Consider the following 13,339-nt stretch of genomic DNA (forward strand, 5'->3'; position numbering starts at 1 on the left):
ACTCAGTAGTAAGGTGTAATTCTTTAATAAATTCAGACATAAAAATAGGCCACAACTTCTGTTGTAGCCTATTATGAGCCCTTTGAAAGATCGTTCAATTAGCTTAAACGATCTGCATTAAGCCTAGGCTGCCTTTTGTCATTTATAAAATCGTATTTATTTTACGTATTTTTTAAATGCAGCGTCTACTGGTGTATCAGCAAGGTGATTAGTGTAGTTGCTCATTACTTTTTGAGACAAGCCTACAATAATTTCAAGTAGTTGTTGCTTACCGTAACCTGCTGCAAAGAATTTTTCGATTTGCTCATCGCTGATCACGCCACGTTCACGTGTCATTGCGAGTGTAGTTTCACGAAGAGTTTCTAGCTTAGGGTTTTCAAGTGGTGTTTTGTTTACAAGTGCATCAACAACACCTTGATCAACTTTCATTGCCGCTGCAATACCACTGTGAGCAGGAACACAGTAATGACATGCGTGCTCAACGTTAATTGATTGCCATACTACTGTTAGCTCTTCTGCATTGAATGATGTTTTTTGAAACAGCTCATGCAGTACTTGGTAACCTTTAAGTAATGTTGGTGCTTCAGCCATTACTGCATGTAAGTTAGGAAGCATACCAAATGCTGCTACTGAATCAGCTAGTAACGGTTTTGCTTCTTCTGGTGCGTTTTCTTGAGTGTATAAAGTAAATTCGGCCATGGTTAGCTCCTAATAATTAATAGTTTTAAGTAACTTCGAGACACATAGTATTTGATTTTGAGCGACTGTTCAAGTTAAAATTGAGCAAATGTTCAAATTGATTGAGAATGATATGGCTAATAAGGTTAAATTTGAACGCGATAATGTAGTTCGCGTTGCAAGCCAGCTATTTTGGCAAAAAGGTTTTCATGCAACCTCAACGCGTGACTTACAAGAAGCCGTTAATATGCGCCCGGGTAGTATTTACTCTGCGTTTGGCTCTAAAGAAGGGCTATACTGCGAATCGCTGAAAGATTACACCGTACAAATGAAAACCCAAATAGAGGGGTTTTTATCAAGTGCAGATACAGTACTTGGTGGGTTACGTGCATTTGTTGAAAACGTGGTAATTAAAACAAAAGATTGCAGCCCAAGTGCTATTTGTATGCTGGTTAAAGCAAACAGCGAGTTTGCAGAAAAAGACTCAAACCTATACGAGTTAAGCTTAGATTTAACAGCTCAATTTGAAGCTTATTTAACGCAGTTGTTTACACAAGCAATAAACAAAGGTGAGTTAAGTAATACGTTGACCGCTGTTGAATATGCGCGCTTTTTTCAGGTGCAATTTACAGGTTTACGCGGTTATTTTAATCGTCCTAATGTAGAGCAATTTGCTGAGCCAATGATCAACCAAATGTTTATGTTGATTAAAAAGTTATAAATAGCAGTTATCGCGCATTCTCAATAAGTTATACTTATTTTACTAAATAAAAATGGCCAGTATTTACTGGCCATTTTTTTGTGCTTAAAACTTAATTTATAAGTTACGTTTTAAGCTTATTTAGCTCATTATCTTGCTGGGCAACAAGTGCATTAAGCGCTTCGCTGCTATCCCCTGCTTGTGTAGATAAGTCAGCAAGTTGCGATGCGGCATCAGATATAAGCGTTAAATTACGGTTTATTTCTTCAGTCACTAAGCTTTGCTCTTCGGCAGCGGTGGCAATATGTGTAATTTGATTGGTTATTTCATCAACTTTAACGACAACACTGTGCAGAGCATCAAAAGCTACAGATGTTTCATCAACGGCATTTTGTGCACGTACTACGCCTTTTTCAATAACGGTAGATGCGTTACCCACTTCAGATAATAAACTATCAATTAACTGGCTTATGTCATCTGTTGATGAACGCGTTTTAGAAGCGAGTGCACGTACTTCATCAGCAACAACGGCAAAGCCTCGCCCATGCTCACCAGCGCGCGCAGCTTCAATGGCTGCGTTAAGTGCAAGTAAGTTTGTTTGTTCTGAAATAGTACGAATTACATCTAATATTTGCGTAATGTCTTTACTACGCGAAGCGACTTTTTCAACTGCTTGGTTGGCTTCTTTAATTTCTTCAGACATCGTTTTAACTTGTGTCATCGCTGACGATAAGCTCGACTCACTACTTACTACCAAGCTATTTATTTCATCGGCTTGTTGGGCTGATTGCTCTGATGCTCTGGCGACTTCGAGTGCTGTTGCGCTCATTTCGTTCATAGCCGTTACCACACTTTCAATTTCTTGAAATTGAGATTGAACATTATGCTTAGTATCAATAGCGATGTGTTGTGCTATTTCGCCTTGCTGTTTAGTTTGCTCAGACACCGCTTTTAGTTCAGAAATTAAATCACGTAGTTTTGCTAAAAATCGATTAAACCCACCAGCTAATGCAATAAGTTCTGCGTGGCTATCAACATGCAATGTATGCGTTAAATCACCCTCAGAACTTGCGAGGTTATCAACCCGCTGTTGAATTTGTTGTAGCGGCGCTATTACACCTGCAATTACTAATTTCATAATAACAAAAGCAACCACAGCAATTATTAAGCCTGTAATTAAAATAATAAACCCGAGTGATGCTGCTGTTTCTTGCATGTTTTTTTCTAGCGCTTCAGGCCCTGCAAGTGCTAGGTCTGTAGGTACTTCTATGATTAATGACCACTGAGTGTTTGCTAGTTTTATATCAATTGGATAATTTACTAAATATTCACTATTTGTTTTAAAAATACCGCTTTGCCCTTTAGACTTTTCAATATCATTAAATATAGTAGAACTAACAGCCTCTTTAATTGGGCGCCCTAATTTAGATTTATAATGACTGCTGCCTACAACTAAATCTAAATCACTTAATAAGGTTACTTTAGCTTGACCATTGTATAGCTGCTTAGAAAGCTGCTCAGTCATTACTTGAAAGGTTGGTAGAGTTAAATCAACGCCTGCTAAACCAATAAACTGGCCTGACTTTAAAATAGGCACGGTTAACGAAGTTAGCATTACCGAATCGCCCGATGGGATTTCGTATAAATACGGTTCCATAATACAAGGCTTAAGTGTGTCTTTTGCGCACAAATACCACTGCGCTTCACGAATACCAAATTCATTTAAAGAGGTAATATATTTATCGGCAGCATTCGCTACTTTTTGTTGTTCAATTACGCCTTTTTGATCGCGAGTTATATATACCTCTAACGTACCAGCACTATCTACTGAATGCTTATACCCTTGTTGATATTGAGAATCTTGCCCATCAAAAGCGTTCGGTTCAAATTGAGAATAAATAGATGATAAGAGAGTGTTTTGTTCTAAAACCGCTTTATTTATACTGACAACTGTATCTCGGTCTAAAGTGTTTTGTTTTGCTGCATCGCCAAGTAGTGCCGCTAATGAATAAGGAACACGGTAAGCTTCATTAATAAAGCCAGCAATTTTTTCTCCGTATCCAGCCGCATGAGCATTAAGCTTTTCTTCTACTTCTACAATAATGTACTCTTCGGATTTGGTCGCTAACTGCTTATTACTTGATGATAACTGCCACCACAAAATGCCTGATAGCACTAGTACAGTTATAAATATACTACCGACACTTAGCCAGAGTAACTTTTTTGCTAACGATATTTCTCGCATTCATCACACCCTTTAAATTAAAACTACTGATACAGTTTAGTAGATCTAATCAATGAAGCTATGAATATCGTTAAACAAATTGAATTTAATACAATACGTTGAGTTTTTTAAAGTTTAGCCAAACGTGCCGTTGTAATTGAGGCTGCAATTAATAAACATACACTTACCCATAAACACGCACTAAGCCCATATACTTGAAAAACCCAGCCAGAAAGCACCGTACCAAGCAAACGCCCTATCGCATTGGCCATATAATAAAAGCCAACGTCGAGCGACACCCCATCGTTTTTAGCAAAACTTACTATTAAGTAACTATGCAGCGATGAATTTACAGCAAATACACCACCAAAAATAAGTAAGCCGATTACAAGCGTAAAATGTACCGCTACATCAAATTGCATCAACAACGCTAAAATGCCAGTTACGCCACTTAATAGAGCAACCCACCAATACGCTTTTTTGACTGAATGTGAGTTTGAATCACTTTGCCCTGTTATACGCGGTGCTTGCGACTGCACCAATCCATACGCAATTACCCACAAAGCCATAAAGCCGCTTACCCACCAGTGATCCCAGTTAAACTGAGCGGCTAAGTAAACCGGCAATGCAACCACAAACCATACATCGCGCGCCGCAAATAAGCATAAACGCGCTGCACTAAGTAAGTTGATTGCCCGCGATTTAGAAAATAATTCTTTAAACTTAGGTTTGTTTTTAGCTTTACCAATATCGCCTTTTAAAAAAATTAAACTAATAACCCACGCAACACTAAGTAAAGCAATTAGGCTTATTAATGCCCCCACAAAACCAAATACGGTAAGTAGCAAGCCACCTAAAAAAAAGCCCACTCCTTTTAACGCATTTTTAGAGCCTGTAAGTATGGCAATCCATTTATATAATTGGCTTTGCCCTGCATCGTCTTGTGGTACTAAATACTTAATGGCGCTCTTTGCGCTCATTTTATTTAAGTCTTTAGCTATGCCACTCAGTGCTTGCGCTGCCATAACATAGGCAACGGTTAGCCAATCTCCAGGAACGCAAAGCATGGCCAAAGCTACAAGCTGTAGCCCAAGCCCTACATTCATGGTTTTGTTTAACCCTAAATGTGCTCCTAGCCATCCACCTACTAAATTGGTGATTACGCCAAAAATTTCATAAAACAAAAACAACATGGCTATCGCAAATGCGCCATAACCCAACTGATGAAAATACAGCACCACCAGCATCCTTAGTGCGCCATCAGTAAGGGTAAATGCCCAGTAATTACCGGTAATTATTAAATATTGTTTTATAGAGCTTGGTAAATTAGCTAACTGCGCAAGCATAGCGTTAAACCTTTTTAAACGAGATTAAGCCAAATCACTTTGTGCAACTTTAAGCATTAGCTCAGCGGTACGGTTTGCATAACCCCACTCATTGTCATACCAAGCGTATAATTTAAGCTGAGTGTTGTTAATTACCATAGTTGAAAGCGCATCTATGGTGCAACTACGTGGATCTGTTTTGTAATCTATAGATACAAGCGGTCTTTCTTCGTAGCCTAAAATGTCTTTTAGCTCGTTATTTGCAGCGTTTTTAAACCACGTGTTTACTTCATCTTGTGTAACACCTCGCTCTAGCTCAAAAACACAATCGGTAATTGACGCGTTAGTAAGAGGTACACGCACAGCATGGCCGTTTAATTTACCTTTAAGCTCAGGAAAAATATGCGTAATAGCCGTTGCACTACCGGTTGTAGTAGGAATTAAACTAGTACCGCACGAACGCGCACGGCGTAAATCTTTATGAGGTGCATCTATAATAGTTTGGGTATTAGTAATGTCGTGAATAGTGGTCATTGAGCCGTGTTTAATACCCACTTTTTCTTGGAGTACTTTTACTATTGGCGCTAAACAGTTAGTTGTGCAAGAAGCCGCAGTAACAATTTTATGCTCACTTGGGTTATATAGGTCATCGTTTACACCCATTACTATATTTAAAATACCGTCTTCTTTCACAGGAGCCGTTACTACAACGCGCTTAACACCTTGCGCTAAATATTGATTTAACAGCTCAGTAGTTTTCATTTTACCGCTGGCCTCTATTACGACATCGCAATCTGACCAATCAGTTTCGTTTATGGTTTTGTTGTTGGTAACTGCAATCGTGTGTTTACCCACACTAAAGCTATTATCATCACTAGTAACCTGCTGCGCTAAGCGTCCGTGTACTGAGTCAAACTCAATTAAATGTGCGTGTGTTTTAGCATCGCCCGCTACATCATTTACTTTAATAAACTCTATTTCTGGCCAATCAACTGCTGCACGCAGTGTTAAACGCCCCATACGGCCAAAACCGTTAATACCTACTTTAATAGTCATAATTAAATACCTTTAATAAGTTAATTTATTAGTTAGTTACAACAGCTAGCTGCACGTTCAGGGCGATTACCCATAGCGTTTAAGCGCGTTAAATCGTTTTGATAAAATGAAGAGTTAGCAGTAAGCGTTTGCGTTAATACATTTTTAGCCCACTCTGGCAGTGCTTTGTTAATACTGTAGTACACCCATTGATTTTGTTTACGGTCGCTTAATAATCCGCATTGTCTTAACTGTGCTAAATGGCGAGATACCTTAGGTTGGCTTAATTTAAGTGCAGCAACAAGCTCGCATACACACAGCTCTTCTTCGTGGCTAATTAGCAGCATTGCTTTTAAACGTGTATCGTCCGCTAGGCATTTATAAAATTGAAGTGGGTTGAATTGTTCCATACAGTCCTCACTGTGCTTATGCATACACAATAAAACAAAATAACAACATATGGAATAGTGAATATACGTTTTATCGTATATTTAATTTTTATGCCTTAAACGCAAAAAAGCACACAACGACTAATTGTCGTTGTGTGCTTTTATAACTTTTCTTTATTTAGTTATTAAATAACTGAAAGCTCTACTTCAATATTGCCACGTGTTGCGTTTGAATATGGGCATACTTGGTGTGCTTTATCTACAAGCGTTTGCGCTGCAGCTTTATCCATATCACCTAGTGATACAGCTAGTTTTACTGCAATACCAAAACCGCCTTCAATAGCACCAATAGACACTTGTGAATTAATATGTGTGTCGCTTGGTAAATCTATTTTTTCGCTACCTGCTACAAATTTAAGTGCGCCAATAAAACATGCTGCATAACCTGCGGCAAATAATTGCTCTGGGTTAGTGCCTTGTCCGTCGTCTCCGCCTAAACCTTTAGGTGTTGATAAATTTACATCTAAACGACCATCATCAGATTTAGCTACGCCTTCACGGCCGCCAGTTGCAGTTGCTTTTGCAGTGTAAGCTACGTTTTGTAATACATTCATAATGAACTCCAAAGTTTTAAAATATCAATCAATTTAGTTTGTGTGCAAAATAATAGATCAAGTAATTAGAGATTGCAAATACTTTGCATGCAAATTAAAATGACATGTATTGAAATGAAGGATAACGTTATGCCGTTTGAGCAATTAAAGTTAAAAAATCAGTTATGTCATCGGTTATATATGGCATCTAACAGCATTGCGCGTGCGTATCGCGAGCCTTTAAACGAGCTAAATTTAACTTACCCGCAATACGTAGTAATGATGGCGCTGTGGGAGCAAGACGAAATAACAATTGCAGAGCTAATAGATAAAACCGCGATAGATGGCGGCGCTATGACCCAAATACTTAAAAAAATGAGCGACAAATCATTACTGGCTGTTATTAAAGATGAGCACGACAAACGCAAACGCCTAGTGCAGCTAACCCAGCATGGCCAATCACTTAAGTTAAAAGCAGCCGATATTCCTAAAAATATTTTATGTAAATTTGATAGTGTAGATGCAACACAAGCGAAACAGTTAATGCAGCTGCTCGATTTAGTAGTAAACGACTTAGCCGATTAGGCTCTTAATTTTTAAACAATAAACGTGTTTTAAAAGGTTTTGAAAATGACTCATATTAAAAAATTACTATTAGCTGCGGCGTGTAGCACGGCACTTTTAGGTAGCAACGCCGTATTTGCTAATACTGCTAATCAAAATGCTGATTTAAAAACAGTCGCGACTTTTGATGCGCAGCACCCACCGGGCAACATTGCTATTACCCCATCGGGCAGAAAGTTTTTATCTGTGCATGGCTTTTTTGGCCAAAAGCAAAAAATTATGGAGCTTTTAAGCGATGGTACAACTAAGCCCTACCCTAATGAAGAATGGGCATACGCGTACAATAACGGTAAAGGTTTTTACGACGTACTTGGCATAAACGTATCAAGCGATGGCGTTTTATGGATGCTCGACACTTCAGGGCCCGATCACGCTGGGCGCTTAGTAGGTTGGGATACAAACAAAGAGCAACTGCATAAAATTATTTATCTGGCTAAACCTACTATTACCGACACCTCGTTTTTAAACGATTTAGTCATCGATAATAAGCATGGCGTTGTATACATTGCCGACACAGCACAAGGCAGCCAAGCCGCTATTATTACGGTAAACCTTAAAACAGGTGTAGCACGCAGAGTATTACAAGATAGCCATTACACCACAGCCGAAAATATCGATATGGTTATTGATGGGCGCACAATGAGCCTTGGCGGACAACCTGCACGCTTAGGTGTTAACCCAATTACGCTTGACCCTAACGAAGACTGGCTTTATTTTGGCTCTATGTCGGGCACGTCGGTTTACCGCATTGCCACCAACGATATAAATAACGAGAGCCTTTCGGCTAAAGCACTTGAAGACAAAGTTACGCGTTACGGCACTAAGCCAATTTCAGACGGTATTATTGTTGATGGCGGCGGTAACGTATATGTAACCGACATAACCAATGGCGCAATTGGCGTAGTTAAACCCACTGGCGACTACGAAGTATTATTTAAGGACGAACGCTTAAGCTGGCCTGATGGTTTTAGCTACGGAGCCGATCATAAAATATACTTTACCGTTGACGATTTACATAATTCTCCAGTGCTTAATAATGGCAAAAATCAAAGCCACGGTAAGTTTAAAGTAGTGTCGTTCGAGCCTTTAGTAAAAGGAAAAGTAGGCCGTTAATTTTCTTTTTAAGTGAGTACATTTTTAAAAAAGCCTTGCACATTTAAGTGACCTAATAGTTGCAGGGCTTTTTGTTAAAAACACACCACGTTGGTGCATCTTTTAGTAATACTTCACCTCTTTGGTGCTAATCCTTAAGTATGTATTTACACTTAAATACTAAATACCTGATTTCTATTCATAAAATATTCAAGTTAATGTTGGCATACTTCTTCCTATAAACTGATGTGTTCAGTGAAAATACCAAGGAAAAACCATGTTCAATTTATACCATACCCTTTACCTTTTATGGCGTTTAGACATTAGCGTTTGGCAAGTTAATGATCCAACAAATACCCGCACTACCGCTGATAAAGAACGCGCCTATGTTAAGTAGCATCGTATTGTGTAAAGGCTTGGCATAAAGCTTAAATGTATAAACCTACTTTAGGCTAAGCTTTTGCACACTATGAAATTTATGAATAAACCTTATTTAATTACTTATTAGCCGACTGATATAAAAACGAAGCTCCCTGCAAAAAATCACACATATAAAAACATCGAAAAATTAGTAAAAACACTACGTTTATAACTTTGCAAGCAACCCTATTGCGTTGTATTGTTGCACCCTATTGAAAATTTTTAGTTGGAACGTGTATGCACGCTTTGGAAGTTAATTTTGATGGCTTAGTTGGCCCTACTCACAACTACGCTGGTTTATCGTATGGTAATGTTGCCTCGTTAAATAACGCAGCAAGCTTTTCAAATCCTCAAGAGGCTGTACTTCAAGGCCTTGAAAAAATGAAAGCCATGCACGACAAAGGCCTAACTCAAGGTGTATTTGCCCCTCATGCGCGCCCCGACTTAAACGTACTGCGCCGCTTAGGCTTTACCGGTAACGATGCACAAGTAATTCATAAAGCATTTAAAGCAGATCCTATTTTATTACGCGCGTGTTATTCAGCGTCAGCAATGTGGACAGCCAATGCCGCTACGGTATCGCCATCTCCAGATACAACCGATGGCAAAGTACATTTCACTTCAGCTAATTTAAATAATAAGTTTCATCGTTCATTAGAGCCTGCAACCACTACACGCTTATTAAAAGCGATGTTTAACAACGACAAATACTTTGCGCACCATACCCATTTGCCCGACCAAGGCTTTTTTGGCGACGAAGGTGCAGCAAACCATACTCGTTTTTGTGACAGCCACGGCGAGCAAGGCCTTGAAATGTTTGTATTTGGTGCCAGCGCGTTTAACAGCCAATTACCAAAACCAGCTAAATTTCCTGCAAGGCAAACACTCGAAGCCTCAGAAGCAATTTGCCGTTTACATAACTTAAAAGATTCAAGCCAAATTTTACTACAGCAAAATCCAGACGTAATAGACCAAGGCGTTTTTCATAACGATGTAATTGCAGTAGGTAACGCCAACGTATTACTGTGCCACCAGCAAGCATTTTTAAACCAAGCTTTGGCACTTCAAGATATTCGCGAAGCGTATGTGGGCAATAAAGAATTTTACATTATTGAAGTACCTACCGATAAAGTAAGCATTACCGACGCTGTAAGTAGTTACTTATTTAATAGCCAGCTTGTGAGCCTTGAAGATGGTTCAATGCTGTTAGTTGCACCACAAGAATGTAAACGCAACGTCGCGGTTAACGCCAACATTGAAGAAATGATTATGGCTGATAACCCCGTAAACCAAGTACAGTTTTTTGATTTACGCCAAAGTATGCAAAATGGCGGTGGCCCTGCTTGCTTGCGTTTACGTGTAGCCCTTAACGAGCAAGAACTTGCTGCAGTAAACCCAGAGGTTATTTTAACTGATACTAAATACACACAACTGTGTGACTGGGCAAAACGTAACTACCGCGACAAATTAGGCGCAAGTGACTTTGCAGACTCAGCCCTACTCACCGAAAGCTACCAAGCACTTGATGAGCTCACACAACTACTTAATTTAGGCTCAGTGTACGACTTTCAACTAGAAGGTTAATACCTCAGTTAACACAAAGGCTAATACTACGGCTAATATAAAAATAGCGAGCCAAGGCTCGCTATTTTTATTTGTGCTTATGTTTATGTTAATACATATTTAAGCATCTTTGTTAACAGTTATTGCCGACGCCATAGACTCAGATATATGCAGCGTACGCTGCGGAAATGGAATACTCAGCCCAGCGCCTTCAATAGCTTCTTTAACACGCTTATTTAAATCCCACACGGTTTGCCAATAATCACCATTAACAGCCCACGCACGTAACTGAATGTTTACTGCGCTTTCGCCTATTGATGTCACCATTACTTTAGGTGCAGGCTCTGCGAGTAATCGGCTCTCTGATGCGGCTAATTCTTTAAGTACATTTAAGCCAACGTCAATAGAGTCGGCATACGAAATACCCACCACTATATCCATTCGTCTTTTGCCATTACGGGTAAAGTTTTTAATATTGCCACCCCATACTTTGCCGTTAGGCGATGCTATATAAAGACCGTCGGTGGTTTTAAAAATAGTGGTAAACAAGTTTATTTCACTCACAGTACCAAGCGTGCCGCTGGCATCAACAAAGTCGCCTATTTTAAAAGGTCTGAGTATTAGCAGCATAATACCCGCAGCAATATTGCTCAGCGTATTTTTAAGGGCTAAACCAATCGCTAAACCAGCAGCACCCATTAGCGCAATTAAACTGGCCGTGTTTACGCCAAAAATATCTAAAATAAATAGACCCCCAATTATATAAACTAAATAACCAGCAATACTCGATAAAAGAGGAAGCAGCGTACTATCCACTCTTTTTAACGGGGATTTAGAGTTTTTAATCGCTTTTTTAACCGAGCGTGCAATTAAGGCACTCGCAACTAAAATCACCAACGCTAAAATCACCTTGTAACCTAAAGTGATGATTGTTTCTGAATGGCTTTGCCAAAACGCTAAGAGTTTATCTTTCATGTTTGTTCCGATAAATATTGCTGAAACTCAGCAAAATAATGGTTAAATCTAATAAAAACCGACTTCAAAAGAAGTGGCGCGAGTATATAGAATAAAAAATTTAAACCTACCTTTTTTAATCACTTATTCCAATTTTAATAACGGCCTAAAAACCATGGTTATTAGAATATAAAACACCGCCATTTATGGCTAATTTATAGCGACTATTCAATGTAGGTTAATCGTTTATTGGTATGGTGATTTTAAGTTTTTAACGTTCATTAAAGAGGTCATCTATGGCAAAAGAAAAAATAGTACTCATAACCGGCGCTTCAAGTGGCATTGGCGAAGCAACCGCAAAAACCCTTGTTAACAACGGCCATAAAGTAATACTCACCGCTAGACGCGAAGATAAGTTAACGGAGTTAGTTGAGTCGCTAGGCTCAAATAACGCACTGAGCGTAGCTGCAGATGCAACCGACTTTACCGCGCTTGAAAACGTAGTTACCAAAGGCATTGAAAAGTTTGGCCGATTAGATGTAGCCTTTGCTAACGCGGGTATGGGTGTTTCAACCGCTGGCACCGAAAAAGGTGATCCCGATGAGTGGTCAACTATGATCGACATAAATATTAAAGCCCTACTGTGGACTGCAAAATTAACACTGCCGCATTTACGCCAAAACAAAGGTCACTTTATATTAACCAGCTCTGCCGCTGGCCGTAAGCCAATTGGAGGCTCTATTTACGGGGCAACTAAATGGTTTGCTTATGGCTTTGGACAAAACTTAGCTGAGGAAATGAGCCAGTGGAACGGACGCTGCACAACCATAGCACCAGGGATGGTAAACACCCCGTTTTTTGATGAAGCTAAACCCGACAAACTCGACCCGCAAGATGTAGCCGACGCGGTATTGTTTGCTATTGAAGCAAACCAGCGCAACAGCGTACGCGAGATTTATTTAATGCCGACTAATTAACGTTGATTGGTTGAGTTCGGGCTGTCAGGTTTAATGCTAATGGTGTTAAACCTGATGGTTATTAGTACTTAGTTTGGGTTAGGTGTTAGTAGGTAAGAATGAATTAAAGGTATTACGCATTTAAAGTCTTATTAATTGCCAATGCTGCCCTTAAACCATATGTAAGCAAAATATAAGACAACGGCAATATATCCAAAAGAAATAATTAGATTTACTTTCCAAAGGTTTAGCCAAAAATTGCCTCTGAAATAAGTGCGTTCTCTTACTTCATGGTTGAACAATGCTACTGAAGAGGGCACTAATATTAACGCAGACCAACCAAGTATAGGTAACACCATAAACATAATGCCTATGCCTGTACCTCCTGCTGAAGCGTCGGATGCTTCACCATCAATTGGGGCTAGCATCACGTAGCCTAAAATAAACCCAACAATCGCAAGTATAAAACCTAAAAGCTGAAATGTTCTCATTATTATCCTTGGCAACTAACGAGACTGTAAAATAACTCCAACAGCCAAATTCAATTAAAAAATGAGCACCTTTAATTAACCCTAAGCGTTTTTAAAGCATTACAAGATTTAGGTTGGGTGTCACTGTAATTCACGCTGGAGCAAAACCAACTGTTTTTTGTCCTTATTGGATCGTCTTGTATGGATAATAAACCCATAAATTAATTAATACTTTAACCAAGTTCGGGTAATGTGAGGCCCAAGCTTTGGCTGCAACCAAAGCCTTTTATACAGTAGTTCGATTGATTGAAGGCTC

General features: G+C 39.2%; 13 protein-coding genes. 5 read left to right on the forward strand and 8 right to left on the reverse strand.

Features of this window, described 5'->3' with window-relative positions; translation table 11 throughout:
* Positions 1-156 precede the first annotated feature (156 nt).
* The gene (locus tag I6E70_RS20130) at positions 157-699 is read right to left on the reverse strand and encodes a carboxymuconolactone decarboxylase family protein (RefSeq protein ID WP_007586212.1); all 543 of its coding nucleotides are present in this window, start codon (positions 697-699) and stop codon (positions 157-159) included.
* Positions 700-811: 112 nt separating this feature from the next.
* Between I6E70_RS20130 and I6E70_RS20135 the strand changes: the two genes are divergently transcribed.
* The gene (locus tag I6E70_RS20135) at positions 812-1,399 is read left to right on the forward strand and encodes a TetR/AcrR family transcriptional regulator (RefSeq protein ID WP_010553549.1); all 588 of its coding nucleotides are present in this window, start codon (positions 812-814) and stop codon (positions 1,397-1,399) included.
* Between the two features lie 103 nt (positions 1,400-1,502).
* Here I6E70_RS20135 and I6E70_RS20140 read toward each other — a convergent pair whose 3' ends face one another.
* The 5 genes from I6E70_RS20140 to I6E70_RS20160 all read right to left on the reverse strand — a co-directional run bounded on the left by I6E70_RS20140 (position 1,503) and on the right by I6E70_RS20160 (position 6,965).
* Positions 1,503-3,623, reverse strand: coding sequence for a methyl-accepting chemotaxis protein (locus I6E70_RS20140; protein ID WP_197189463.1), 2,121 nt, complete (start codon positions 3,621-3,623; stop codon positions 1,503-1,505).
* A gap of 107 nt (positions 3,624-3,730) precedes the next feature.
* Positions 3,731-4,948 (reverse strand): organoarsenical effux MFS transporter ArsJ, encoded by a 1,218-nt coding sequence (gene arsJ, locus I6E70_RS20145; RefSeq protein WP_101163124.1) that lies wholly within the window; start codon positions 4,946-4,948, stop codon positions 3,731-3,733.
* Positions 4,949-4,972: 24 nt separating this feature from the next.
* The gene (locus I6E70_RS20150; protein ID WP_024594485.1) at positions 4,973-5,983 is read right to left on the reverse strand and encodes an ArsJ-associated glyceraldehyde-3-phosphate dehydrogenase; all 1,011 of its coding nucleotides are present in this window, start codon (positions 5,981-5,983) and stop codon (positions 4,973-4,975) included.
* Between the two features lie 32 nt (positions 5,984-6,015).
* Positions 6,016-6,372, reverse strand: a complete 357-nt coding sequence (locus tag I6E70_RS20155; protein WP_024591540.1) for a metalloregulator ArsR/SmtB family transcription factor — start codon at positions 6,370-6,372, stop codon at positions 6,016-6,018.
* Positions 6,373-6,536: 164 nt separating this feature from the next.
* Positions 6,537-6,965, reverse strand: coding sequence for an organic hydroperoxide resistance protein (locus I6E70_RS20160; RefSeq protein WP_024594483.1), 429 nt, complete (start codon positions 6,963-6,965; stop codon positions 6,537-6,539).
* A gap of 129 nt (positions 6,966-7,094) precedes the next feature.
* Between I6E70_RS20160 and I6E70_RS20165 the strand changes: the two genes are divergently transcribed.
* The 3 genes from I6E70_RS20165 to astB all read left to right on the forward strand — a co-directional run bounded on the left by I6E70_RS20165 (position 7,095) and on the right by astB (position 10,664).
* The gene (locus tag I6E70_RS20165) at positions 7,095-7,529 is read left to right on the forward strand and encodes a MarR family winged helix-turn-helix transcriptional regulator (RefSeq protein WP_039486559.1); all 435 of its coding nucleotides are present in this window, start codon (positions 7,095-7,097) and stop codon (positions 7,527-7,529) included.
* A gap of 45 nt (positions 7,530-7,574) precedes the next feature.
* Positions 7,575-8,681 (forward strand): L-dopachrome tautomerase-related protein, encoded by a 1,107-nt coding sequence (locus I6E70_RS20170; RefSeq protein ID WP_197189464.1) that lies wholly within the window; start codon positions 7,575-7,577, stop codon positions 8,679-8,681.
* A gap of 636 nt (positions 8,682-9,317) precedes the next feature.
* Positions 9,318-10,664 carry an N-succinylarginine dihydrolase gene (astB, locus tag I6E70_RS20175; protein WP_197189465.1) on the forward strand — a complete coding sequence of 449 codons (1,347 nt, stop codon included), beginning with the start codon at positions 9,318-9,320 and terminating at the stop codon, positions 10,662-10,664.
* A 99-nt stretch (positions 10,665-10,763) separates the two neighbouring features.
* Here astB and I6E70_RS20180 read toward each other — a convergent pair whose 3' ends face one another.
* Entirely contained in the window at positions 10,764-11,618 is an 855-nt protein-coding gene (locus tag I6E70_RS20180; RefSeq protein WP_007586226.1) for a mechanosensitive ion channel family protein, read from the reverse strand.
* A gap of 275 nt (positions 11,619-11,893) precedes the next feature.
* Between I6E70_RS20180 and I6E70_RS20185 the strand changes: the two genes are divergently transcribed.
* A complete protein-coding gene (locus I6E70_RS20185; protein ID WP_165726792.1) occupies positions 11,894-12,574 on the forward strand; it encodes an SDR family oxidoreductase in 681 nt (226 codons plus the stop codon).
* A 131-nt stretch (positions 12,575-12,705) separates the two neighbouring features.
* Here I6E70_RS20185 and I6E70_RS20190 read toward each other — a convergent pair whose 3' ends face one another.
* Positions 12,706-13,044, reverse strand: a complete 339-nt coding sequence (locus I6E70_RS20190) for a hypothetical protein (protein WP_007586232.1) — start codon at positions 13,042-13,044, stop codon at positions 12,706-12,708.
* Between the last annotated feature and the right edge of the window lie 295 nt (positions 13,045-13,339).

Origin of the sequence: Pseudoalteromonas sp. NGC95 (assembly GCF_015864705.1) — a bacterium.
Lineage (GTDB): Bacteria > Pseudomonadota > Gammaproteobacteria > Enterobacterales > Alteromonadaceae > Pseudoalteromonas > Pseudoalteromonas arctica.

Bases quoted from the DNA above. Each gene is read 5' to 3' on its own strand.
- I6E70_RS20130 (WP_007586212.1), bottom strand. From the start codon at position 699: ATGGCCGAATTTACTTTATACACTCAAGAAAACGCACCAGAAGAAGCA.
- I6E70_RS20135 (WP_010553549.1), top strand. From the start codon at position 812: ATGGCTAATAAGGTTAAATTTGAACGCGATAATGTAGTTCGCGTTGCA.
- I6E70_RS20140 (WP_197189463.1), bottom strand. From the start codon at position 3,623: ATGCGAGAAATATCGTTAGCAAAAAAGTTACTCTGGCTAAGTGTCGGT.
- arsJ (WP_101163124.1), bottom strand. From the start codon at position 4,948: ATGCTTGCGCAGTTAGCTAATTTACCAAGCTCTATAAAACAATATTTA.
- I6E70_RS20150 (WP_024594485.1), bottom strand. From the start codon at position 5,983: ATGACTATTAAAGTAGGTATTAACGGTTTTGGCCGTATGGGGCGTTTA.
- I6E70_RS20155 (WP_024591540.1), bottom strand. From the start codon at position 6,372: ATGGAACAATTCAACCCACTTCAATTTTATAAATGCCTAGCGGACGAT.
- I6E70_RS20160 (WP_024594483.1), bottom strand. From the start codon at position 6,965: ATGAATGTATTACAAAACGTAGCTTACACTGCAAAAGCAACTGCAACT.
- I6E70_RS20165 (WP_039486559.1), top strand. From the start codon at position 7,095: ATGCCGTTTGAGCAATTAAAGTTAAAAAATCAGTTATGTCATCGGTTA.
- I6E70_RS20170 (WP_197189464.1), top strand. From the start codon at position 7,575: ATGACTCATATTAAAAAATTACTATTAGCTGCGGCGTGTAGCACGGCA.
- astB (WP_197189465.1), top strand. From the start codon at position 9,318: ATGCACGCTTTGGAAGTTAATTTTGATGGCTTAGTTGGCCCTACTCAC.
- I6E70_RS20180 (WP_007586226.1), bottom strand. From the start codon at position 11,618: ATGAAAGATAAACTCTTAGCGTTTTGGCAAAGCCATTCAGAAACAATC.
- I6E70_RS20185 (WP_165726792.1), top strand. From the start codon at position 11,894: ATGGCAAAAGAAAAAATAGTACTCATAACCGGCGCTTCAAGTGGCATT.
- I6E70_RS20190 (WP_007586232.1), bottom strand. From the start codon at position 13,044: ATGAGAACATTTCAGCTTTTAGGTTTTATACTTGCGATTGTTGGGTTT.